21 protein-coding genes are annotated in these 20,542 nt (G+C 49.1%); 10 read left to right on the top strand and 11 right to left on the bottom strand.

What is annotated here, in order from left to right; genetic code table 11:
* The first annotated feature begins 13 nt into the window (after positions 1-13).
* The 3 genes from OEZ43_03345 (at position 14) to OEZ43_03335 (ending at position 1,842) form a co-directional block, all read left to right on the top strand.
* On the top strand, positions 14-487 hold the full coding sequence (locus OEZ43_03345) for a hypothetical protein (GenBank protein MDH5544601.1): 474 nt from the start codon (positions 14-16) through the stop codon (positions 485-487).
* A gap of 128 nt (positions 488-615) precedes the next feature.
* Positions 616-1,149 (top strand): ankyrin repeat domain-containing protein, encoded by a 534-nt coding sequence (locus tag OEZ43_03340; GenBank protein ID MDH5544600.1) that lies wholly within the window; start codon positions 616-618, stop codon positions 1,147-1,149.
* 27 nt (positions 1,150-1,176) lie between these two features.
* Positions 1,177-1,842 carry a hypothetical protein gene (locus OEZ43_03335; GenBank protein ID MDH5544599.1) on the top strand — a complete coding sequence of 222 codons (666 nt, stop codon included), beginning with the start codon at positions 1,177-1,179 and terminating at the stop codon, positions 1,840-1,842.
* On the opposite strand, the gene OEZ43_03330 is transcribed toward OEZ43_03335, so the two are convergent.
* The gene (locus OEZ43_03330) at positions 1,843-2,247 is read right to left on the bottom strand and encodes a secondary thiamine-phosphate synthase enzyme YjbQ (protein ID MDH5544598.1); all 405 of its coding nucleotides are present in this window, start codon (positions 2,245-2,247) and stop codon (positions 1,843-1,845) included. It abuts the gene before it with no gap.
* Positions 2,244-2,987 (bottom strand): ankyrin repeat domain-containing protein, encoded by a 744-nt coding sequence (locus tag OEZ43_03325; protein MDH5544597.1) that lies wholly within the window; start codon positions 2,985-2,987, stop codon positions 2,244-2,246. The genes OEZ43_03330 and OEZ43_03325 overlap by 4 nt, the downstream gene beginning before the upstream one ends.
* Positions 2,988-3,166: 179 nt before the next feature.
* On the opposite strand from OEZ43_03325, the gene OEZ43_03320 reads away from it, so the two are divergent.
* Positions 3,167-3,637 carry an HU family DNA-binding protein gene (locus tag OEZ43_03320; GenBank protein ID MDH5544596.1) on the top strand — a complete coding sequence of 157 codons (471 nt, stop codon included), beginning with the start codon at positions 3,167-3,169 and terminating at the stop codon, positions 3,635-3,637.
* A gap of 30 nt (positions 3,638-3,667) precedes the next feature.
* Here the strand turns inward: OEZ43_03320 and OEZ43_03315 are convergent, their stop codons facing one another.
* From OEZ43_03315 to OEZ43_03290, 6 genes are all read right to left on the bottom strand, one after another.
* Positions 3,668-4,837 carry a DUF484 family protein gene (locus OEZ43_03315; protein MDH5544595.1) on the bottom strand — a complete coding sequence of 390 codons (1,170 nt, stop codon included), beginning with the start codon at positions 4,835-4,837 and terminating at the stop codon, positions 3,668-3,670.
* A gap of 137 nt (positions 4,838-4,974) precedes the next feature.
* Positions 4,975-7,827: a hypothetical protein gene (locus tag OEZ43_03310; GenBank protein ID MDH5544594.1), complete on the bottom strand. Its 2,853-nt coding sequence runs from the start codon at positions 7,825-7,827 to the stop codon at positions 4,975-4,977.
* A 67-nt stretch (positions 7,828-7,894) separates the two neighbouring features.
* Positions 7,895-8,383, bottom strand: coding sequence for a hypothetical protein (locus OEZ43_03305; protein ID MDH5544593.1), 489 nt, complete (start codon positions 8,381-8,383; stop codon positions 7,895-7,897).
* A 105-nt stretch (positions 8,384-8,488) separates the two neighbouring features.
* Complete coding sequence (locus OEZ43_03300; protein ID MDH5544592.1) at positions 8,489-8,878, bottom strand: rhodanese-like domain-containing protein; 390 nt, start codon at positions 8,876-8,878, stop codon at positions 8,489-8,491.
* 21 nt (positions 8,879-8,899) lie between these two features.
* On the bottom strand, positions 8,900-9,346 hold the full coding sequence (gene dtd / locus OEZ43_03295) for a D-aminoacyl-tRNA deacylase (protein MDH5544591.1): 447 nt from the start codon (positions 9,344-9,346) through the stop codon (positions 8,900-8,902).
* Complete coding sequence (locus OEZ43_03290) at positions 9,346-9,903, bottom strand: hypothetical protein (protein MDH5544590.1); 558 nt, start codon at positions 9,901-9,903, stop codon at positions 9,346-9,348. The genes dtd and OEZ43_03290 overlap by 1 nt, the downstream gene beginning before the upstream one ends.
* 206 nt (positions 9,904-10,109) lie before the next feature.
* On the opposite strand from OEZ43_03290, the gene OEZ43_03285 reads away from it, so the two are divergent.
* Entirely contained in the window at positions 10,110-11,240 is a 1,131-nt protein-coding gene (locus tag OEZ43_03285) for an HD domain-containing protein (GenBank protein MDH5544589.1), read from the top strand.
* Positions 11,241-11,314: 74 nt separating this feature from the next.
* On the top strand, positions 11,315-13,309 hold the full coding sequence (locus OEZ43_03280) for a monovalent cation:proton antiporter-2 (CPA2) family protein (GenBank protein ID MDH5544588.1): 1,995 nt from the start codon (positions 11,315-11,317) through the stop codon (positions 13,307-13,309).
* A 22-nt stretch (positions 13,310-13,331) separates the two neighbouring features.
* On the opposite strand, the gene trpC is transcribed toward OEZ43_03280, so the two are convergent.
* Genes trpC through OEZ43_03265 form a run of 3 tightly spaced genes read right to left on the bottom strand, consistent with a single transcriptional unit; the run spans position 13,332 to position 15,755 of the window.
* Complete coding sequence (gene trpC, locus OEZ43_03275) at positions 13,332-14,132, bottom strand: indole-3-glycerol phosphate synthase TrpC (GenBank protein ID MDH5544587.1); 801 nt, start codon at positions 14,130-14,132, stop codon at positions 13,332-13,334.
* 4 nt (positions 14,133-14,136) lie between these two features.
* Complete coding sequence (gene trpD / locus OEZ43_03270; GenBank protein MDH5544586.1) at positions 14,137-15,156, bottom strand: anthranilate phosphoribosyltransferase; 1,020 nt, start codon at positions 15,154-15,156, stop codon at positions 14,137-14,139.
* 14 nt (positions 15,157-15,170) lie between these two features.
* On the bottom strand, positions 15,171-15,755 hold the full coding sequence (locus OEZ43_03265) for an aminodeoxychorismate/anthranilate synthase component II (GenBank protein MDH5544585.1): 585 nt from the start codon (positions 15,753-15,755) through the stop codon (positions 15,171-15,173).
* Between the two features lie 154 nt (positions 15,756-15,909).
* Here OEZ43_03265 and OEZ43_03260 point away from each other — a divergent pair, with 154 nt between their 5' ends.
* From OEZ43_03260 to OEZ43_03245, 4 genes are all read left to right on the top strand, one after another.
* The gene (locus tag OEZ43_03260) at positions 15,910-16,908 is read left to right on the top strand and encodes an extracellular solute-binding protein (protein ID MDH5544584.1); all 999 of its coding nucleotides are present in this window, start codon (positions 15,910-15,912) and stop codon (positions 16,906-16,908) included.
* Positions 16,909-17,014: 106 nt separating this feature from the next.
* The gene (locus OEZ43_03255; GenBank protein ID MDH5544583.1) at positions 17,015-18,559 is read left to right on the top strand and encodes an iron ABC transporter permease; all 1,545 of its coding nucleotides are present in this window, start codon (positions 17,015-17,017) and stop codon (positions 18,557-18,559) included.
* Between the two features lie 41 nt (positions 18,560-18,600).
* The gene (locus OEZ43_03250; GenBank protein MDH5544582.1) at positions 18,601-19,410 is read left to right on the top strand and encodes a crotonase/enoyl-CoA hydratase family protein; all 810 of its coding nucleotides are present in this window, start codon (positions 18,601-18,603) and stop codon (positions 19,408-19,410) included.
* Between the two features lie 116 nt (positions 19,411-19,526).
* Positions 19,527-20,540, top strand: coding sequence for an AraC family transcriptional regulator (locus OEZ43_03245; GenBank protein MDH5544581.1), 1,014 nt, complete (start codon positions 19,527-19,529; stop codon positions 20,538-20,540).
* Positions 20,541-20,542: the final 2 nt, after the last annotated feature.

The following is a 20,542-nucleotide window of genomic DNA, read 5'->3' as shown; positions in this document are numbered from 1 at the left end:
ATATGCGTTAGACGTGGATACGTACCGGAGTCTCGCTAACAACACCATACGTCAGATGAATATGGGTGTAGTGGGAGACATTGATGCCATGATCGCCGCCCAGGAAGAATTGATGGTGGTTGGCATTGAAGGAGGCGTTAGCTACCTACAAAGCAACCCTCAGGGCGGTACGCCACTTCAGCTCACAATTTTAAACGCTGAAGGCATGAAGTCACTGACCCTGGATCAAATCGAGACACTCTGGCATGGTGGCGAGTTCCTAAAGTCAAAAGGAATTGATCCGGACAAAATAGATCATTTTGGTCCAATGATGAGCCTTATGGACGCCGTTATCCATCCTGCAACAGCATATCTACTGCTGAAAGAGTACAAAATATCAGGCAACACAGATCTCCTGGCACGGGTAAAGGCTGAATTACTCGAAGTTCTGGAGCACGTCAACCACGTCGAGCCTTCGCATAACGTTCAACTTAGCTCCAGCGAATAAAATCGGTTTTCAAGGGGGGAGGGACGCCGGCAGTTCTTAGGAACACCGGCGTCAATTCAATACCTTTTGAACTCGATTTCTCCTTAAGCCGTGCTAATATGTGGCTTTTTTTCGATACGAATATAGCCATGCGCCTCACTATCTTTATCATTACACTAATCGTCACCTTGTCCGGCTGCGACGGGAATACGCCGCTGATGAAAGCCGTTATACAAGGGGACACAACGCAGGTAGAGTCACTGATACAAGCCGGGCACGATGTGAATGAAAAGAATAATTACCGCTGGACCGCTTTAATGCACGCGGTACGGCAAAACGATGAAAAAGTTGTAATGACTTTATTGAACAACGGTGCCGATGTTAATGCGAGTGATGAGAAAGGCTGGACCCCATTGACGCGAGCCGCGCAAAAAGGGTATACAAAAATCGCAAGCATACTTTTGGAAAATAACGCCGAACTCGACGCAAAAACGAAAGATGGTTGGACACCGCTGTTGTGGGCGGTACAAAGAAACAATCAGGATACCGTGTCATTGCTATTGGACCGCGGCGCCGATGTGCAGGCAAGAACGAAAGATGGCCGCACGCCGCTAATGATCGCCATATCAGAAGATTACACAGAACTAACGCATATTTTACAGACAGCGGGAGCAAGGCCCTGATTTGTGTGTAAAGGGGGGAAAATGCGAATGAAAGGGCTTTTTGCCTTAATCCTTACAGTGCTTATCGTCAGCACAGTTATATCGTCGTGCTCGTTCAGTAGAGGTGGCGCAGATTACACGGTACGAGGGAAAGTCAGCACCTACGAGGAAGACGACACGCGCGTATTCGTTAATCAACCCGTATTTTCCGGTTTAACTGTCGATGGCATACACGATAATGGCAATGACGCACTCAAGCAACTGCAAGAGCCCGCCACTGCGATGAAAGAATTCCCCGCCGACCGTCGCGGCGGAGTAAATTGGGTCAAGGCTATTGACGAGGGCACCATCAACCCTCGCATGAGTCTTACCGGCGCAGACCAGATGAACATTATGGACATGGACATCGTGTTTAAGGACACTGCCCAAATGCCATGGGTGCGATTCCCTCATCTGGCGCACACACGCTGGCTGGATTGTTCAAATTGCCATCCAGCGATATTTGTTCCCCAAAGAGGCGGCAATCCTAAAATTGGAATGGACGCCATCATCGCCGGGCAGTACTGTGGTCGTTGCCATGACAAGGTAGCATTTGCTCTATGGACCTGCGAACGCTGTCATAGTGTTCCCCATGAAGGATCACCAGCGGCGTGGTGGAGAGATAATGACAACCCTTTCCCTGCATCTCAACAGGAATCGAAACGCCCGCAGTGATCAGCTGATGTTGACTATCACCTCACGTCTGTTAATGCCGTGACGATGCTCCCACAGATAAATTCCCTGCCAAGTTCCCAAGGCTAGACGGTGTTCAATTATCGGAATAGACAAAGACGTCGCTGTCAGCACTGATTTTATATGTGCAGGCATATCGTCTACGCCTTCAAGCGTATGCGTATAAAGCGCGTCGTTCTCAGGCACCAGGCGGTTTAACCATTTTTCTAAATCATGTCGCGCCGACGGATCGGCGTTTTCCTGAATGATTAAACTGGCAGAGGTATGCCGAATAAATAGCGTACACAAACCGTCGCGAACAGGATTCTCACCGATAATCGCCTCAACTTCTCGAGTAAATTCCGTCAAGCCTTGCTTACGACTCTCAATCGTCAGCTTTCTGTTCACTTTTTTCGTACACTGGAGAGTTGAGCAACGATGTTTTTCAGATCGTTTTCTTTTGCGATTTCCAAAGCGGTTTGGCCTTCGATATCCCGTATGCTGAGATCAGCACCCTTGCTGATTAACAACTGAACTGCATCTTCGTGTTCAAAAGTCGTAGCTGCCATTAAGGCTGTTCGTCCCTTCTTTCCACGCGAGTTGATATTCACGCCATAATCGAGCAAGTCAGTAAGCATCTGAAGATTGCCTAAACCAGCGGCGATGAGAAATGCGTTCTCAGTAGTTTCCTCGCTTAAACGCGTCTTCGCCGAAAGCAGGGCTTTTACTGCATCGACATGACTGAAAAATACTGCGTTTGTCAGCGCGGTTGCACCATATTTATTAGTGATATTGATATCAGCATCATTCTCGAGCAACAGCGTGATGGTTTTGTCATGACCGCTGGCGGCAGCCTCGATCAATGGCGTCATGCCATCAACATCCTGCGCGTTGATAAATGCATTTCGCTTTAACAATAACGCTACAGTGTCGTTATGTCCTGACGCCGAAGCCATCATCAGAGCGGTACGTCCGTGCTTGTTGTAGTCGTTAACATCGGCGCCTTTATCAAGCATCACCGCTACCCGGTCTGTTTGTCCGCGTGCCGCCGCAAGCTGTAATTCTGAGTAGGTATCACCTGCACAGGCGGTCATCACGCTAACGATTAATACAACTAAAACGTTTTGCATGCGATTAAATGGATTCATTGAAATGCGTTACCCCGCTTGTGTTAGAAACTTGCGTAAAAAAAGTGATTTTTGCACATTTTTTACTAATTAATGAATAAATACTATAGATTTTTTTAACAACACGATATACGCTTCGTTACCGGGAAATGTAGTTTTCCATTAACGAATATGGCTTTTCTACAGCATAGGAGTGGATAATGGCGGCAAAGAAAAAGGCTGGCAAAAAGAAGGCAAGTGCGAAAAAGGCGACTGCTAAAAAAGCAGTAAGCAAAAAAGCATCTGCCAAAAAGGCAACATCGAAAAAGGTAGCTGCTACTAAGACAGTTAAGGCAGCACCGGTGAAAATGGAAACAGGCCCGGTCAAGGAAAAGATGACCAAGTCTCAAATGTATGCACAAATTGCAGATGAGACAGGCATGAGTCGCAAGGATGTTTCCGGCGTACTGGACGCGTATAGCAATATTATTAATCGTCACATTAAGCGTAATTCGGTTGGACTTTTTGTCATGCCGGGCATGTTTAAGGTGAAGGTGATTACCAAGCCGGCTCGTAAGGCCCGCAAAGGTGTCAACCCATTCACTGGCGAAGAGATGATGTTCAAAGCCAAGCCGGCAACCAAGGTCGTAAAGATCCTGCCACTCAAGGCGATGAAAGAAATCGTGAAGTAAATATTGAAAAGGGGGCCTAGCCCCCTTTTTTTATAACCCATCAAAGTCCAGTTGTGGATTGGGAATATCGCCGATTACCCGGTTTCTGCCACTGGATTTCGCCTTGTATAAATTTTCATCTGCACGTTGAATCAGCTTTTCTCCAAGATATTTTGGCGCTGTACCGATATCCGCATCTTTCAAAGTCGACATCCCTATTGATATTGTAAGCTCGAGCCATTCGTTTTCACCAATATCAAATTGCCTATTGGCGATACTTGCCCTGATGCGATCGGCGATTTCCATACCAATATTGGCGTCGGTATGAGGGAGCAAGGCAGCAAACTCTTCTCCACCAAAACGAGCTATAACGTCGGTCGCACGCAGGTTTTGGCGAATAATTGCGGCCACTTCTCGCAAAACAATATCACCGGCCTGATGTCCATACACATCATTTACTTTCTTGAAGAAGTCAATATCGAAAAACAAGCAAGACAAAGGCGCCTGATTGCGTTGCACAGACGCCACTTCCTCCAATAAGCGCTGATCAAAAAAGCGCCTATTATTCAGGCCCGTCAACACATCGGTAAGACCGATCTTCTTCAGCTGCTCGTGATTTTTTACGTTAAGCAAACATACCGCGACAATATTAGCTAGACGCTCAAGAAAGTCACTCGCCGTACCCTGTACAAAACGGCCCAAATGGTAGCTTCCAAGGTTTAGTGAGCCTATCAGGCGCCCACGTATCGCCAAAGGCAATACAGCAATACTTTCCAAACCGTTATCGTCTATCTTAAACATATGACCATGTACGAGTGAGTTGTAACTACCAAGGTAAGGACGTCTCGCGTCGCCAAACAGTGCTTTTAGATCATTGAGGTTTTCAGTAAACAACAAGTCGTGATGACGCTCGTGATCGACGCCATCTTCTTCAAGAATTCTACGCAATTCGTATTCGGGATCGTAAAGCACCAGTGTGGCCTTCTCTAAATTTGAGGCCAATCGGTAATCATGGGTAACAGTGTGGATCAAATCTTTTAGGGAAGTACAGCTAATAAGCTGGAGTTCCAGCGTTTGTAGGCGCAAAAACTTTTCTTCGTTCTGTCTGGCCTTGGATAGGTAGGCACGTAATTGCCGTTTGAGACGTTGGTTCTCAGTATACAGATCTGTGGGTGCGTCTTTGGCGAAAGTCAGAGGTGCACCGACCTTTTCGTCTGTCACGCTTATGGCTCCCACAATTTTCTGTTTCAATGCAAACACGGTCAGGATTCCGGTTTGGGTATGCCCCATTAATGCACTAAATATGCCGAAAAAATTTTCGACAGATACTATTCATTGTGGTCTAGCGGACAAAATCCCTAAGGCGCCTTACCTTCAAAATTACCTTGCTGCATTTTCTTCTTCAAATCTTCAAGCGTAAAGTGAGATTTAGCCGGCTTTTTGAACCCCACTTCGAAGGCATTTCGCACATGGGTCTGCACGCCGTTTTCGGTAAGGCGTAAGTCGTACGAACCCATAGGCATATCAGGTGAAAGCGTAATCTGGACTTTCCCATTGGCTTTGGAAACGGAAAAACCCGGCAGTCTTTCGCCGGAAACAATAATGTTTTCCCCCGCAAGAAAAATTGCCTCTTCAGTGATCAATGCCTGCTCTATGGAGTGGGTTGCCGCATATTCCATTTCTATGAGCGGCTTTGATCCAGAGTAATTAATCACCAACACCCCGTTTTGGTGTCGCGAAACAAACAACCGCCCTTCAAAAAAAGCCAGGCCATCGGCTGCTTGCTCCAATTGAACAGTATCAGTCAATACATCGACATTGGGTAAAACATAGCGTTGTATTTGTTTGTCGCTGGTATAGGCAAACAGATGGCTTCCACCAACAGCCACCCGTTCAACATGTCGACCGAGACTTCTCAACTTGCGCAAAGCTGATGAGTGCCGATCTAAATCACAGAGTAAAAACAGATCCCCATTGGTATCTACAATTAGAAATCCATCTTCTACAACCGCTAATAATTTGGGCTTTAGCGAAATATAATCGGTAAGCTGTAGTTCGCCTTGCTTATCTATTGAAAGCAACTCAAGACTCTCACCAGTTTTTCCCGCAAGTATAAAGTCTTTATAACCCGCGAGAATATCCACACCCCGCGGCAATTCAACACGCCCCTTCCAACGTGCATGAAAGGGATTACTGATATCCACTAAGGCAACGCCCAATTCCGCCACAGCCACATAAGCCGTATCTCCTCGAATAAGAACATCTCGTGCACTACCATCAACGTCCACACCTGTTGCCCAAACCGGATTCAGGGGATTCTTACCGTCAAACACCTGTAAGCCGCGTTGGCTAGCGGCAAGATAGAGATAGTTATTTTGTTTTGCGATGTGGTGTATCTTTCCAGCGTTTTGATACTGCCCTATCAAACGTGGCGTCTCACGCTGAGTGACATCTATGATTTTTAAGCCACCCCACCAGTCCAGTCCGTACACGATACCGGTGCGCTGCTCCAGACCCCATAAATCGCCCTTGGTGTCATAATGCCCAACAATGCGCGGCTTATGGGGCGACGCGATATCGACCACCTGTAGACCGGCTTCCCAAGAAGCAAGATACAGCGTATCACCATCGAGCTGGATGCCACGTGCATTACCCGGCGTTGGTAAATGCGCCAGTTGACGTATATGCCGAGGATTACTGATATCAAGAATAAATAAGCCTTGTTCGAAAAACGCCACATAGGCCAGATTGTCGCGTATCACAATATCTTCGGCGTGCCCTCCAGGGGAAAATTGTTCTACCACACGCATGCTTCCAGGTTCACTGACATCCACCACCAACACGCCACTGTCATCATCAGCGACGAAGGCCAGATTACCCAGTACGTGAACAGCCCAGGACTTCCCGGCGGTATCAAGTGTGCCCAATAGTTTTGGTTTTGCCGGGTTTGCTACATCAACAATATGCAAGCCACCGCGATGCGCAGCGACATATAAACGGCTGCCGACCAATTTCATGGTATACGCCAAACCAGACAGCGGAAGCTCGGCGATAATAGCTGGGCGTCGCGTATTTTTTACGTTAGCGATTTGCAGGCCATGATCGTCATCAGCGATATAGGCAATATTGTCTTTTACGATGACGCCTTTGGGAGAACCAGGCGTATGAAGACTGGAAACCAAACGCGGCGCATTCGGGATGCTGACATCGTAGATATGCATGCCCGAAAACCAATCGGCAACATAGATTAAATCACCGTCGAGGAAGGAACGTCGGCTACCACCTAAATTTACACCCAGATAGCTCAAGACAGGTGTACCCAAAGAGGAAAAATCGATTTGGTATACCTGCTCGCCAGACGCGGCCCATACCTGTAAATCTTTTAGCGCTAGAGCAGAAACCGGATGCGGCAGATGAAAATCCGAAATCAAACGCGCGGTACCTTCCCGCTCCAGACTAATCAGGCTTAACGTATTATGCTGATCAGCAACGATGACGAATTCGCCATCACCAGCCACCAATCGCACATCGCCTAGCTTATTGTAACTACTCACCCAGCCCAGGCTGCCAGACTGCATATCTAATACGGTTAGTCCCGTCAGACCATCGGCGACCAGAAGCCTGCGTCCTTCTGCCCGTATATCCCACGCCTGATTGTCGAGACGATATTCACTCGACTCCACGAGTCTGTTGGAATTCGGTAAATAGTGAACCAGGCTTTGCTGATCAAGCATGACCACACAACCATGCTCATACGCTTCTATCGCACTCGCGCCTGCCTTCACCGTGGTGCTTGTCCGCTGTTTGTTCACGCGTTCGATATGAATGAGCTGTTGCTGATCATCGAGGACACATACGGACTGTTGGTTGAACTCAATCAATTTTGGTGAATGCGATAATTCATAACGTTCTACACCGTCATTTCCCACCAGACCAAAACCGTCCCCGCTTATCTCAAGCCGCGCGCCAAATTTTGAGAACGGCGACGGTAACAAGGACGAACGCAAAGATTCTGATTTTATATAAGGTCCACCAGGTAAAACGGCGATATCGATGTGCTCCACGTCGCGACCTACGCTGACAGTAATCGTATCAGCGTGTCCCATACGTGCCAGCGTGGGCTCAATCTTGACGTCCCTGACCACGCCATTACCGGTGCAGGCTCCAAGTAAAAACACACCAAATAGAAACCACCGACTTCGCACATACATAATTTTCTGTCCTGTAAAACGAAACATGCCGCACAAGGCGGCATGTTATTGTAAATACCTTGGGATATTAGCCGACGGGTTGTGTGACCGGCTTTAGCTGTCGCACAATTTGCTTCCCCTGCTCCTCTTCTATCACCTGAGGAACGAAATAATAGCCACGAAATTCCTCGACCTTGAGCATCGCCTGGATATAGTAAGTTTTATTGGCTTCGAAGCTGATTCTGCGCGCACGATACACCTCTTCCGGCATCACACGATAGGTCAGGTAAGTCATATTGCGCATGGTGACTTCCACCTCACTGGGCTTCAGACGCAACACTACATACTCACCTGCGGATAATTTGAGCATTTCCTGTTTATCCACTTCTATGGTGACATCATTGTCTGCCACCCCGCGGGTACGCCGTGGCATAGGGCGAAAAAAGACCACTTCGGCATAGGCATCGCTTGGAGCGGCATATAAGGGGTGAGTCTGTTTAACTATGCTGGTAGCGCAGCCGGCTAGCGACAATATTGCCACGAACGCAAATGCCACAGACAAACATCTAATTTTCATTCCTGCATCCTCCCGGGGATTGGGTTTGTCACCCATTATTCTGTGGGCACATTGTGCCGAAACCCCGGACTCAGATCAACGCACAAGGAGATTTAGGCTGGCGCTTTATGGTGATTCCACGGGCAAATCGTCAGCTTCCCAATTCACAAAACCACCCGCCAGATTGTATACCTCGGCATATCCCATTTCGATCAAGGTCAAAGCCGCCATAGCGCTACGCCCACCGGTTGCGCAATAGACGACTATCGGCCGCTTTCGGGCCTCGCTTAGAATCTGATCACGTTTGCCATAGTTCAGATCCGCCGCACCCTCCAATATACCTCGTGGCACCAGGATCGCACCGGGAATATGGCCGGCGGCATACTCACTCTCCTCGCGCACATCCACTACCAGTAGATCAGGTTTGGTTTCGAGAAAGTCCTGCAACTGATCACAACCCAGATGTGAAACCGCTTCCCGTGCAGCATTGACGTAATCCATCAATGTTTTCGACATTGTGTCACCTCGGCATCAGGTTTAAGTAGGGGTGACCTGTATCCAAAAAGTCACTGGCCCATCGTTGGTGAGTGAAACCTTCATATCGGCGCCAAAACGTCCAGTAGCCACATGTGCATAACGACTTGCGGCTATGGTCACCAGGTATTCGTACAACTCTTTTGCTTCCGCCGGTTCGGCGGCTGTTGAGAAACCGGGTCGGTTACCTTTGCGTGTATCAGCAGCCAAAGTGAACTGCGGCACCAATAACACCCCCCCGTTTACATCCCTGACGCTAAGATTCATGCGTCCCTGTTCATCAGGGAAAACACGGTAAGATAGCAGACGCTCCAAGAGTCGATCGGCCTGGAGACGTTGGTCGCCGCGCTCGACGCCTACCAACACCACCAGACCGACACCAATGTTGCCTATCGTTTCACCGGCAACAACGACTTTTCCTTCTGTAACACGTTGAAGCAATCCTATCATCAGTCGCGCAGTGGCTGCTCCTGCAGGCTTAGTGCAGCCATGATACCGGTCAACAGCAAACCGAGTAGAATCAGTACCGGGCCAATACCTGTTTGCAATAATGTACCCGCCCATTCATGTTGGAAAACACGTTCGAAAAACAACAGACCCGAATGCATAAGCGTGCCAAGTATGAACATCCAGCTAATGGCTTGTTTGATTAATCGTCCGCAAGCGAGAAAACAGAGCACAACACCAACCGCTATATTTAACAAGGCCTCCAGATTGCCATGGGCATGAGGACCACCCTTGATCATATCAATCTCGGTCTCGGCATTGATCAACTGATTCAATATCAGAATGCTATCCGTATTCAGTCTGGCATGCTTGCCTGGATCCACTGGCTCCAGGTCCATCTCGTATTCATTCGCTTTAAGTTCTTGCAGCTTTCCAACTATGCCTTGCTTATCCGTGTATGACTTGGTCCAGGTCCCATAGTTTGTAACCATATACGGACCAAGCGATGCGGTGATAACCAGAAATAAAAAACCAAAAACGATGTTTTTCTTGCCGACCATATCTATCCCTCGTGTTGTCTCAGCGTGTAGCTGCCCTCAACACCTTAGTCTATTGGAGCTAGTCCAGGGAAGCAATTTGCGTTTGGTACCTTGTGCCCTCTTGCCATGTCTACAAGAATACAAAACCTCTTATTTCCCCTAGTACGATTGAAGTATTTTCAATCACGGTCGATTTACACCTATGGGTTAGTTCACTAGTACTAAAAATGAGTCATTCAAACAGCAAGCTTCCAATCTTTGAGGATCCATATCTTCTAGAGGAAGTATTAGAGCGATTCGACATACACATCGCACGCATCGAAACCTATGCGGATCAAAACACGGTTATGGATACCAAAGCCATTGATCAGATCCGCATAAACCTCAACGAAATGTTCGCTATCGCTAGCTCATCAGATATCCCCCCTATCGTAGAGCCGCTATATGTTTTGAATGGCGTGTATAAACGCATTTCAGTCATTACGCCCGATTTCACGAACTTGTTACACGCCACTATAGCAATCCTCGAACGACTGCAAGACATGATAAAAATGGCCATACAGGATGGAGGGGTGGACTTCGATACCATCCAATTGGTGCAACGCGCCATTTCGCCCCTCGCGCATGTTACCGATAACGAAAAGCTCTACTCCATTTCAACAACAATATTCAATTTACTGGTCGGCGATTTCCAAACCGACCAAACTGAAGACGCAGGTGTCGAGTTATTTGAAACCAAGCCTTACTTCAACAACAAAGTCGACATCCCACGGGCAGATGTCGATAAATCGACTTTCAGCCATTTGCGCATACTGTCTGAGACTGTAGATGCACGACAGACACACTGGCATGGTCGAACAGAAAAACTTCTGTCACTCGCCCTGGGTATGAACGCTATGGCGGAAAATCAGGTGGATGTTTACCAATTAGAGGCCGCCGTATATTTACATGATTTTGCCTTGCTATCCTTGAGTGACATCTATTTTTCCAACGAAGCGCTAAATGAAAAACAAACACAGCTTTTACAGATGCATACGACCCGTGGTTACGAACTGGCCCTGGCGATGCCAGACCTTAATGGGTGCGCCCAGATGATATACCAGCATCACGAATGTGTTGATGGCACTGGATATCCCGACGGCATATATGGGGACGCGATTTGTCACGGTGCAAAGATTTTATCTATATGTGACTATTTTTTTGCGCTAACCCATGCACAACCCCAGCAACCCCGACGAAAAACTATCTTGCGTGCCGTGGTGGATATCAACGCGAAAAGTGGAAAGACCTTTGATCAATACTGGGTTGAGCAATTCAACAAAGTCGTGCGCGCCCAACGACTGGGCGGCTTTCTGTAACTTCTATTCACTACACACTTACTTGCAATTTACATCGTGATACACTGCTCCCGTACCCTAACTATTCTGAAAATATGCACAACGAAACCTTATTGGAAGTTGTCACATTACTCGCCGTGTCCGTTCTGGCAATTGCCTTATTCAAGCGTTTTCAGTTTCCCTCCGTTCTTGCCTATCTAGCCGTCGGCGTCTTAATCGGTCCGCACGGACTTGAATGGGTCGAAGATTCTGAAAACATTCGCCTGCTCGCCGAGTTTGGCGTGGTGTTTCTGTTGTTTACCCTGGGGCTGGAATTTTCCTTACCAAAACTTATTGCCATGCGTCGCGAGGTACTCGGTTTAGGCAGCGCGCAAGTCATCATCACTACCACTTTGATCGCGATCATCGCCTGGGGTCTGGGGGAAAGTGGGGGTAGTGCCTTTGTTATCGGTGGCGTGTTCGCCTTATCCTCTACCGCCATCGTTATAAAACTTCTGGGTGAACAGCTAGAGCTAAGCTCCCGTCATGGGCGTTACGCCGTAGCCATCCTGCTTTTTCAGGACATCGCGGTCGTACCTTTTTTGATTGCCATACCCGCATTGTCACAGCCCGATCAAAATGGGATCGCCGGTGAGATCTCACTGGCTATGCTCAAGGGCGTGATCGTACTGATCGCCATGATGGCGGTTGGTCACTGGTTATTGCGCCCACTATTTCGTGAAATGGTGCGCTATCGCTCATCGGAGTTGTTCACGCTAACGGTCTTATTGTTTGCGCTAGCGGCTGCCCTGGCTACGTCTTACTCCGGCTTGTCTTTAGCGCTAGGCGCTTTTATCGCAGGCATGATGCTTGGCGAAACCGAATTTCGCAGCCAGGTGGAAGTGGAAATCAAACCGCTGCGCGATGTATTGCTTGGCCTCTTTTTTATCACCATTGGGATGTTGCTCAACCTGCATACGATACCCGCCGTCATACATTGGGTAGTGCTGGTGTTGATCTGCTTTATGGGACTGAAGCTAAGCGTTGTGTATATACTCAGCAGACTGATCGTCGACGCCGAGCAAGGCGTTTCTTTCCGCACCGGGATGGTGTTGTGTCAGGGTGGTGAGTTCGGATTTGCCCTGTTAGCGCTTGCGATTTCAGACAATGTCATATCTGGCGACGCCGGACAGATCGTATTGGCTGCCAGCGTCATAAGCATGGTCTTAACGCCGACGTTGGTTCGCTATAACGGCCCGCTCGCAAAAAAATTATTCGCCGAAACCTATGGTGCATCGCGTGAAAAAGTCGAAGCCGAAATCGCCGAGAAAACTCAAAACCTGTCAGGGCATGTGATAATTTGTGGTTTTGGTCGCATAGGCCAAAACGTCGCACGCTTTCTGGAACAGGAAAGTATTCCCTACACTGCGCTTGATCTCGATGCCGAGGTAGTACGACAGTCTCGTGCGGCGGGAAAACCGGTTAACTATGGCGACTCTACCCATCGCGAATTACTCATCGCAGCTGGTCTGGAAAGAGCCAAAACGTTATTAATTAGCTACGACGACTTGAACGCCACCAGAAAAATTATCCAACAGGCGCGCGAACATTGCCCTGAAATGCCTATTCTCGTCCGCGTACGCGACGACTCGAACCTAAAAACCCTTTATAACTCAGGAGCAACCGAGGTAGTGCCTGAAACACTCGAAGCAAGCCTGATGCTAGCGTCTGCCTTGCTACGTTTGCTTGATGTCCCAGCAATTCGCATCAGGAAACAGGTACAGGAAGTCCGGGCCGGTCATTATCATGCCTTACACGAGATGTTTCACGGTGAGGAAACTCACGATGTTGAAGAGGCTCCGGTCTTACGCGAGGGGCTGCATTGCGTCACCATAACAACCGGCGCCAAGGCGGTTAACAGGCGCATTGATCAAGTTGACTGGCAAAAAAGCCGCGTAAAACTTAGAGCCCTAAGGCGAGGAGAAGAGGTCATTAACGAACCGCCCGCCGATATCAAGTTACAGGATGGTGATGTCCTGGTAATTTACGGCACCCCGGAAAATTTACAACATGCCGAAAATCTCATCCTGGCGGGAGATCCGGTAGTGTAATTCGCTGTTTTATTTGGTCGGATCAGGAAAAGAACAATTGAGACAACTCTGCGCCCGGATCTTCCGCGCGCATAAAGGCTTCTCCAACCAAAAAAGCGTGCACATTATGTTCGTGCATAAATTCCACGTCGGCTTTTTTAAGAATGCCGCTTTCGGTCACTACGATGCGATCGTCGGGAATCATCTTTAATAACTCAATCGTCGTGTCTAAACTCACGTCAAATGTACGCAGGTTGCGATTGTTGATACCAATGAGTGGCAGTTTTAAACGCAGAGCGCGTCGCAATTCTTCCTCGTCGTGCACTTCAAGTAAAACATCCATGCCTAAATCTTCCGCCAGGCGTGATAGAGCTATCATCTGACCGTCTTCCAAGGCCGCTACAATTAGCAAAATGCAATCAGCGCCGATTGCACGCGCTTCATAAACCTGATACGGATCAATAATAAAATCCTTACGCAGAACCGGAATCGAAACTGCACCCCGTGCCTTTTCAAGATACTCATCACTGCCCTGGAAAAAATCGATATCGGTCAATACTGACAGACACGCGGCACCGCCACGCTCGTAGCTTTGTGCAATTTGTAGCGGATTAAAGTTTTCGCGCAACACACCTTTAGACGGCGAGGCCTTTTTAACTTCGGCAATGACTGCGGCCAGACCATTGTCCAGTTTATTGCGTATGGCATTGACGAAACCGCGCGGCGGTGTCGACTGCTCCAGCATGTTGCGCAAGTCATGCATGCTGATCAGAGAGGAACGCTCATCAATTTCTTGGCGTTTTCGATCGAGAATCTTGACCAGAATATCAGGTGTACTAGACATAGCTTTATTTCATTTCTGCCGAAGTGGAAACGAGTTCATCAAGTTTATTGCGAGCGGCACCAGAGGCGATCACTTCAGCCGCTGTCGCCACACCTTTTTCCAGTGAGTCTGTCAAACCGGCAGCGTAAATCGCCGCGCCGGCATTCAGAACCACGATGTCACGAGCCGGACCTGGCTGATTATCTAACACTTGCTTAATCATCGTCAGGCTCTCTTGCGCACCATCTACCGCCAAGGCGGACACATCCCCTTTGCTCATACCAAAGGTTTCGGGGGAAATGGTATACTTCGTCACCGCACCGTTCTTTAATTCGGCCACGGTCGTTTCTGCGCCGATGCTGATTTCGTCCATGCCATCGTCGGCATGAACGACTAACACATGCTTGCTACCTAACTTGGCCAATACATTGGCTAACGGCTCCACCCACTGCTTACTAAACACACCCAAAACCTGATTTGGCGCACCGGCAGGATTCGTCAGCGGGCCGAGAACATTAAAGATCGTACGCACGCCCATCTCTTTGCGCGGACCTATTGCATGCTTCATCGCGCCGTGGTGTTTTGGCGCAAACATAAAACCGACGCCGACTTTATCGATACATTGGGCAACTTGCTGTGGCGTCAGATCGAGATTTACCCCGGCCGCTTCCAACACATCCGCGCTACCGGATTTACTGGAAATAGAACGATTGCCATGCTTGGCAACCTTGCCACCCGCAGCAGCCACAACAAGTGCACTGCATGTGGAAATATTAAAAGTATTGGCTCCATCACCGCCGGTACCACAGGTATCTACGAGATGATCGCCAGTAACCGTCACTCGTGCTGCCAATTCACGCATCACCTCTGCCGCGGCGGCAATCTCGTCTACGGTTTCACCTTTCATACGCAGGCCAATTAAAAAGCCACCGATTTGCGCCTGAGTCGCTTCGCCGGTCATGATGGTCTTCATTACCTGACGCATCTCATCTGCGTTCAGATCACGTCGTTCTGTAACCGCCTTAATCGCAGCAGGTAAGTCCATTGCTCATTCCTCTTTTACTTTTTCATATCCAGAAAATTCTTCAGCATCTCATGTCCCTGTTCGGACAGGATGGACTCCGGATGAAATTGCACGCCTTCGATCATCAGCTCTTTGTGGCGCACACCCATGATTTCGTCTACACCGCCATTTTCGTCCTGCGTCCACGCCGTAATTTCCAGACAATCAGGAATACTCTTTTTCTCTATAACCAGGGAATGATAACGCGTACATTCCAGAGGATTCTTCAGCCCCTTAAAAACGCCTTTGTCCTGGTGATAAACCATGGAAGTCTTGCCATGCATGATGGCATTGGCGTGGACAATGTGGCCACCAAAGGCCTGGCCTATACTTTGATGACCCAGACACACGCCAAGCACTGGAATTTTTCCGGCAAAATGCTTGATCGCAGCGACAGATATGCCCGCCTCATTTGGGGTACACGGCCCTGGTGAGACAACTAAAAAATCCGGATTCATTTGCGCGCATTCGTCGACAGTCACCTGGTCATTGCGCACCACTCGCACATCAGCACCGAGCTCGCCGAAGTACTGCACGAGGTTGTAAGTAAAGGAATCGTAGTTATCAATCATTAACAGCATGACACTGTTCCCGCTGGACTCTGACAAAGCGGGAAGTCTACCACAGTCAACAAATTCGCCCCATACATGAAATCCGTGATGAAAACAGACTTGAAAACGGAAATGAGAATCATTATCATTCGCATCTAGGTTATTTATTGCAGGAGCATCCCTTATGAAGCGCAGCTTCAATTCATTGATATTATTAGGCTTGGCCAGCATCCTTGGACAAAATGCCGTCGCCGAGTCTCTGGTCGTTTATTCTGGTCGGAGCGATAAATTCGTCAAGCCCGTCGCCGAGGCCTTTACCAAGGAGACAGGAATTCAGGTCGTCCTCCATTCCGGCAAATCCACCGAGCTGCTAAACAAACTCAAACTCGAAGGCGGACGCACCGAGGCGGATCTCTACCTTAGTAACGATGCCGGTAATCTGCAGAAAGGTGCCGAACTTGGACTATTCCAACCCGTATCTGGCGAAATCGCAAACCAGATTCCACAGTCCAACCGCGCCGCCGACAATAGCTGGATCGGACTTTCCGCACGTGCGCGGGTATTAGTCGTTAATTCCAAGAGCCCCGAGGCCGAACACATACACTCTGTATTCGATCTGGCCAAACCGGAAATGAAGGGCAAAATCGGCATCACCTACAGCACTAATGAAAGCTTTATTGCCGGTGCCAGCGTATACATGCAGGAAAAAGGCAAAGACGCGACTCTCAATTGGCTAAAAGGGCTGAAAGAAAACTCAAATGGCAAGCAGTTCAACAAGCACAGCCACGTGGTAAAAGAGGTCGCCGACGGGAAAGCGGTCGTCGGTCTGGTCAATCACTACTATATCTTCCGTCACCTGGACAAAGAACCTAATGCACCGATACGCATTGTTGTGCCTGACCAGGACGGCATGGGCATCGCCTGGAATGTGGCGGGAATTGCGGTCACCAAGCACACGAATAAAAAGGCGCTGGCAGAAAAATTCGTCCGCTTCCTGATCTCGGATAAAGGTCAGCAAATGTTTGCCGAAGTGAATAACGAGTATCCCGTGCGCCCTGACGTTGCCACAGCACCGCAGATACCTAAGCGTTCTTCGATCACCATCGCCAGCACGCCGATGGAATCACTTGGTAAGCTGCGCGATGAAACCATCGATCTGATAGAAGCAGCCGGATTACCATAGTCAACTCCGGCATAAACGTTGTTTAAAGACACTCAGACATAATTAGTAAAACGAGACATTGACCACTCACAGCATTGCCCGCCATAGCGTTTATCGTGGACCCCGTATGGGGCAACTTGGGATTATTGCCGCCACCATCGTGGTGATGGCAGTAGTCCCGCTGCTATTTGTCATCGAAAGCAGTTTAGAATTGGATAGCACCCAATGGGCAAGACTGTGGACAAATCGCCTTCCTGAACTACTTGGCAACACCCTCGGCCTCGCAACACTAGTGGCGATTTTCAGCTTTGTCTTTGGCGTGTCCAGCGCGTGGCTGGTGGCGCGCATTGATTTCACCGGACGCACACTCGCCCAGTGGCTGTTGTTATTGCCGTTGACAATTCCGACCTATGTGTTTGCACATATCTATACCTCGACAACGGCGCGGGATGGATTTATCGGCTCCACATGGACGGCTTTATTTGGTAGCCAGGCACCCGATATCTATAACGTCTACGGCGCTGCATTCATTTTGTCTTTAGCCGGTTTCTCGTATATTTATTTACTTGTACGGGCGGCACTCTCCCACTCGACACGTACGCTTGAAGAATCGGCAAGACTGCAAGGCGCCGGACGATTGGAAGTGTTTTGGCGCATCAACCTTCCACTCCTACGACCCGCTATCGCCGCAGGCTTGGCGGTAATCGTGCTCCATGTTTTATCCGACTTCGGCGCGGTGAGCATGCTGCGTTTTCAAACTTTCACGCTCGCGATCTACACCCAGATGAGCGGGCGCATGGACTATCAGGGCGCTGCAGGTTTGAGCCTGGTGTTGATCATACTGAGTCTCACCTTTCTCATCGGCGAGCGCATTTTCAGAACTCGCCAACGTTATTACGCCAGTCGTCAAAGCCTGGAAGTCACACTTAAACCGGCCACGACTGGACAAACCGTGATGATTTGGGCCTGGCTGGGCAGTATTTGTTTCTTCAGTTTTCTGCTGCCCCTGGGCTGGATGCTAAGCTGGACCTGGCAATCACTGCTTAATGAAAGTTTAGGGGCGGAGTTTTGGGGCTACGCAATTAACTCCGGGGTTATCTCGTTTACAGCGGCGACGATTGCACTCGTCGCCGCATTTCCCATCGCGTTTTTTCATTCACGCAAACACACGCGAACCAGTACCGCATTCATGCATTTATCGAGTGTTGGTTTCGCACTGCCTGGCCCGGTGGTCGCGCTTGGGGTATTGAGTTTCATACTTGCACAATTGCCGTTTTTGTATGGCACTCTTGCGGCGCTGGTATTGGCTATGGTCATACGCTTTTTACCCCTGGCGATACAGTCCCAGGAGGCCGCATTGCAACAACTCACACCTTCACTGGAACAAGCCGGTCGCGTTTTCGGCGCCACGCCGCTGGAAAATCTGCGTTTGGTGATTTTGCCCGTTATCCGCAGTGGTCTCGCCAGTGCCTGGGTATTGGTGTTTATTGACACACTGAAAGAATTACCTGCCACCTTGCTACTGCGCCCAACCGGATTTGATACGCTACCGGTGCGTATATGGATCGAAGCCAGCGAGGAAATGCTGGAACTGGCGGCACCGGCTGCACTAGTGCTCGTCATCGGCACTCTACCGGCTATCTGGATAATGATGAAAACGGAACGCCATTAAACGCTAACCTGTCACTCTGAATCGATTTCAGGAGCCTCGGAATGAATTACGAAACCTTGAACGTCAGCGAGTCAGACAAGATTGTCCACATCGAGCTAAACCGACCAGACAAGGCCAACGCCATAAACGATACCATGTGGCGTGAATTGAAACGGGTATTCGAGTGGTTAGACCGGAGCAAGGCCCGTGTTGGTGTGCTCAGCGCACGCGGCAAACATTTTTCGGCGGGTATAGACTTCGAAATTGTGGCTCGCAAACGAAAGGAAATCGAAGGACTCACGCCTGAGGAGAGGCAGCAATCCTGCCTGTCTTTCATCCTCGAACTGCAACAAACCGTAAACGCCGCAGAGAATTGCAGCAAACCAATAATCGCAGCAATACAAGGTGCCTGTATAGGCGGTGGCCTAAATCTGGTCAGTGCCTGCGATATGCGTTACGCCTCGGTGGATACACGCTTTTCAATCAAGGAAGTCGACCTAGCCATCGTCGCCGATCTGGGCAGCCTGCAGCGCCTGCCACGCATCATTGGCGAAGGGCTAACCCGAGAACTGGCATACACAGGCAGGGAAGTCGGTGGTGAAGAAGCCATGGCGATAAAACTTGTTAACCGTGTTTTGCCTGACCGAGACAGCCTGATAAAAGCTGCGCTCGACATAGCTGCCGACATTGCGAGCAAATCGCCTGCGACGGTTCGTGGCATAAAGCGTACGCTTAATTTCAATCTGGATCACAGCCTGAACGAAAGCCTGGCCTTTGTCGCAGCAAAAAATGCCTCGTTGATGTTCTCTGCCGATTTCGATGAAATGATGCTCGCCGCCGCGCAAAAACGGCATGCACGCTTTAAGGACTAAATTTCTAGCGATTTTAACATTCGTGATCTAGCGCCACTCGCTCATGAAAAAGCGCCATTGTGAACCGCTGCAACTTTCGCCTACTATACGAAGACCTGTTTCAACGGCACCAGCACATGGCCAAGGCATCAAATAGCGTACTTATCACCATACTTCGAAATGCTCAGGCCCTGGGCATTGATGTCGAGAAACTCAAGAGCCGTGTCAATTTACCTTTGTCCGTTACCAACGACCCGGATACTCGTGTCGATTCGGAAATCGGCTTTGCGTTAATGCGCGAGGCAGAAATTCTTTCCAATGATCCCTTGTTTGGCCTGCACCACGGTGTACTGTTTCAGGCATCCGATATGGGTCTGGTAGGCTATCTGGTATTAAACGCCCCCAATACCTGGCAGGCCCTGGAAAGCTTCTGCAAATATCAACACATTTATGGCGAAGGGCTGCTGCTGTCGGCCGAGCTTAAACAGGGGAAAATCGAAATAGGCTTTTCGGTACATCCCGACGTTCGATGCGAAGTACCCGATTGCGCCTATATCTCACACATGGCCGGCTTCATGTCTACCGTGAAATGGTTGATGGGAAAATCGATACAACCCTTGCATACCGGATTAGTCATAGACAAGCCCGGCACACTCGCTCAAGCGCAGGAATATCAAACAATCTTCGGCGCTAACATCGCCTATCATCAATCTCGCAGCATGTTGGTTTTTGAGGAACAGGATTTCACTCAGAACATTTTGACTGGCAATCATGCGCTATACGAAATGTTTGAACATCGTGCCCAGGCAGTATTGAAGGACTTGGGCCAGGACAATGAATTTCAGCGACTCGTTGCCCGAGAGCTCTATCGAACACTGGATAAAGAAAAACCCAGCCTCGATTCGGTTTCCAAAGTGTTGTGCAAGAGTCCACGCACTGTCCAACGTTTGTTAAAGGATGAAGGCACCAGTTTTCAGTCTGTGCTCGATCAGGTAAGAGAAAAACTGGCCAAGTATTATTTGAACACACGCAATCTCAACATCGATGAAATCGCCTATCTCTTGGGTTTTTCCGAGTCCAGCGCCTTTCGCAAGGCGTTTAAAAAATGGACGCGCCTGTCACCCGAGGCCTATCGCGCCGAGGCCGTGTAGAA

This window comes from Gammaproteobacteria bacterium (assembly GCA_029881255.1).
Classification (GTDB): Bacteria; Pseudomonadota; Gammaproteobacteria; order S012-40; family S012-40; genus JAOUMY01.
Note: the sequence above shows the minus strand (reverse complement) of the source record. Positions and strands in the feature narration are given on the sequence as shown.

What these genes read in the sequence shown, in the direction of transcription:
- OEZ43_03340 (MDH5544600.1), top strand. Translation starts at nt 616, where the DNA reads ATGCGCCTCACTATCTTTATCATTACACTAATCGTCACCTTGTCCGGC.
- OEZ43_03335 (MDH5544599.1), top strand. Translation starts at nt 1,177, where the DNA reads ATGAAAGGGCTTTTTGCCTTAATCCTTACAGTGCTTATCGTCAGCACA.
- OEZ43_03325 (MDH5544597.1), bottom strand. Translation starts at nt 2,987, where the DNA reads ATGAATCCATTTAATCGCATGCAAAACGTTTTAGTTGTATTAATCGTT.
- OEZ43_03320 (MDH5544596.1), top strand. Translation starts at nt 3,167, where the DNA reads ATGGCGGCAAAGAAAAAGGCTGGCAAAAAGAAGGCAAGTGCGAAAAAG.
- OEZ43_03310 (MDH5544594.1), bottom strand. Translation starts at nt 7,827, where the DNA reads ATGTATGTGCGAAGTCGGTGGTTTCTATTTGGTGTGTTTTTACTTGGA.
- OEZ43_03305 (MDH5544593.1), bottom strand. Translation starts at nt 8,383, where the DNA reads ATGAAAATTAGATGTTTGTCTGTGGCATTTGCGTTCGTGGCAATATTG.
- OEZ43_03300 (MDH5544592.1), bottom strand. Translation starts at nt 8,878, where the DNA reads ATGTCGAAAACATTGATGGATTACGTCAATGCTGCACGGGAAGCGGTT.
- dtd (MDH5544591.1), bottom strand. Translation starts at nt 9,346, where the DNA reads ATGATAGGATTGCTTCAACGTGTTACAGAAGGAAAAGTCGTTGTTGCC.
- OEZ43_03290 (MDH5544590.1), bottom strand. Translation starts at nt 9,903, where the DNA reads ATGGTCGGCAAGAAAAACATCGTTTTTGGTTTTTTATTTCTGGTTATC.
- OEZ43_03285 (MDH5544589.1), top strand. Translation starts at nt 10,110, where the DNA reads ATGAGTCATTCAAACAGCAAGCTTCCAATCTTTGAGGATCCATATCTT.
- OEZ43_03280 (MDH5544588.1), top strand. Translation starts at nt 11,315, where the DNA reads ATGCACAACGAAACCTTATTGGAAGTTGTCACATTACTCGCCGTGTCC.
- trpC (MDH5544587.1), bottom strand. Translation starts at nt 14,132, where the DNA reads ATGTCTAGTACACCTGATATTCTGGTCAAGATTCTCGATCGAAAACGC.
- trpD (MDH5544586.1), bottom strand. Translation starts at nt 15,156, where the DNA reads ATGGACTTACCTGCTGCGATTAAGGCGGTTACAGAACGACGTGATCTG.
- OEZ43_03265 (MDH5544585.1), bottom strand. Translation starts at nt 15,755, where the DNA reads ATGCTGTTAATGATTGATAACTACGATTCCTTTACTTACAACCTCGTG.
- OEZ43_03260 (MDH5544584.1), top strand. Translation starts at nt 15,910, where the DNA reads ATGAAGCGCAGCTTCAATTCATTGATATTATTAGGCTTGGCCAGCATC.
- OEZ43_03255 (MDH5544583.1), top strand. Translation starts at nt 17,015, where the DNA reads ATGGGGCAACTTGGGATTATTGCCGCCACCATCGTGGTGATGGCAGTA.
- OEZ43_03250 (MDH5544582.1), top strand. Translation starts at nt 18,601, where the DNA reads ATGAATTACGAAACCTTGAACGTCAGCGAGTCAGACAAGATTGTCCAC.
- OEZ43_03245 (MDH5544581.1), top strand. Translation starts at nt 19,527, where the DNA reads ATGGCCAAGGCATCAAATAGCGTACTTATCACCATACTTCGAAATGCT.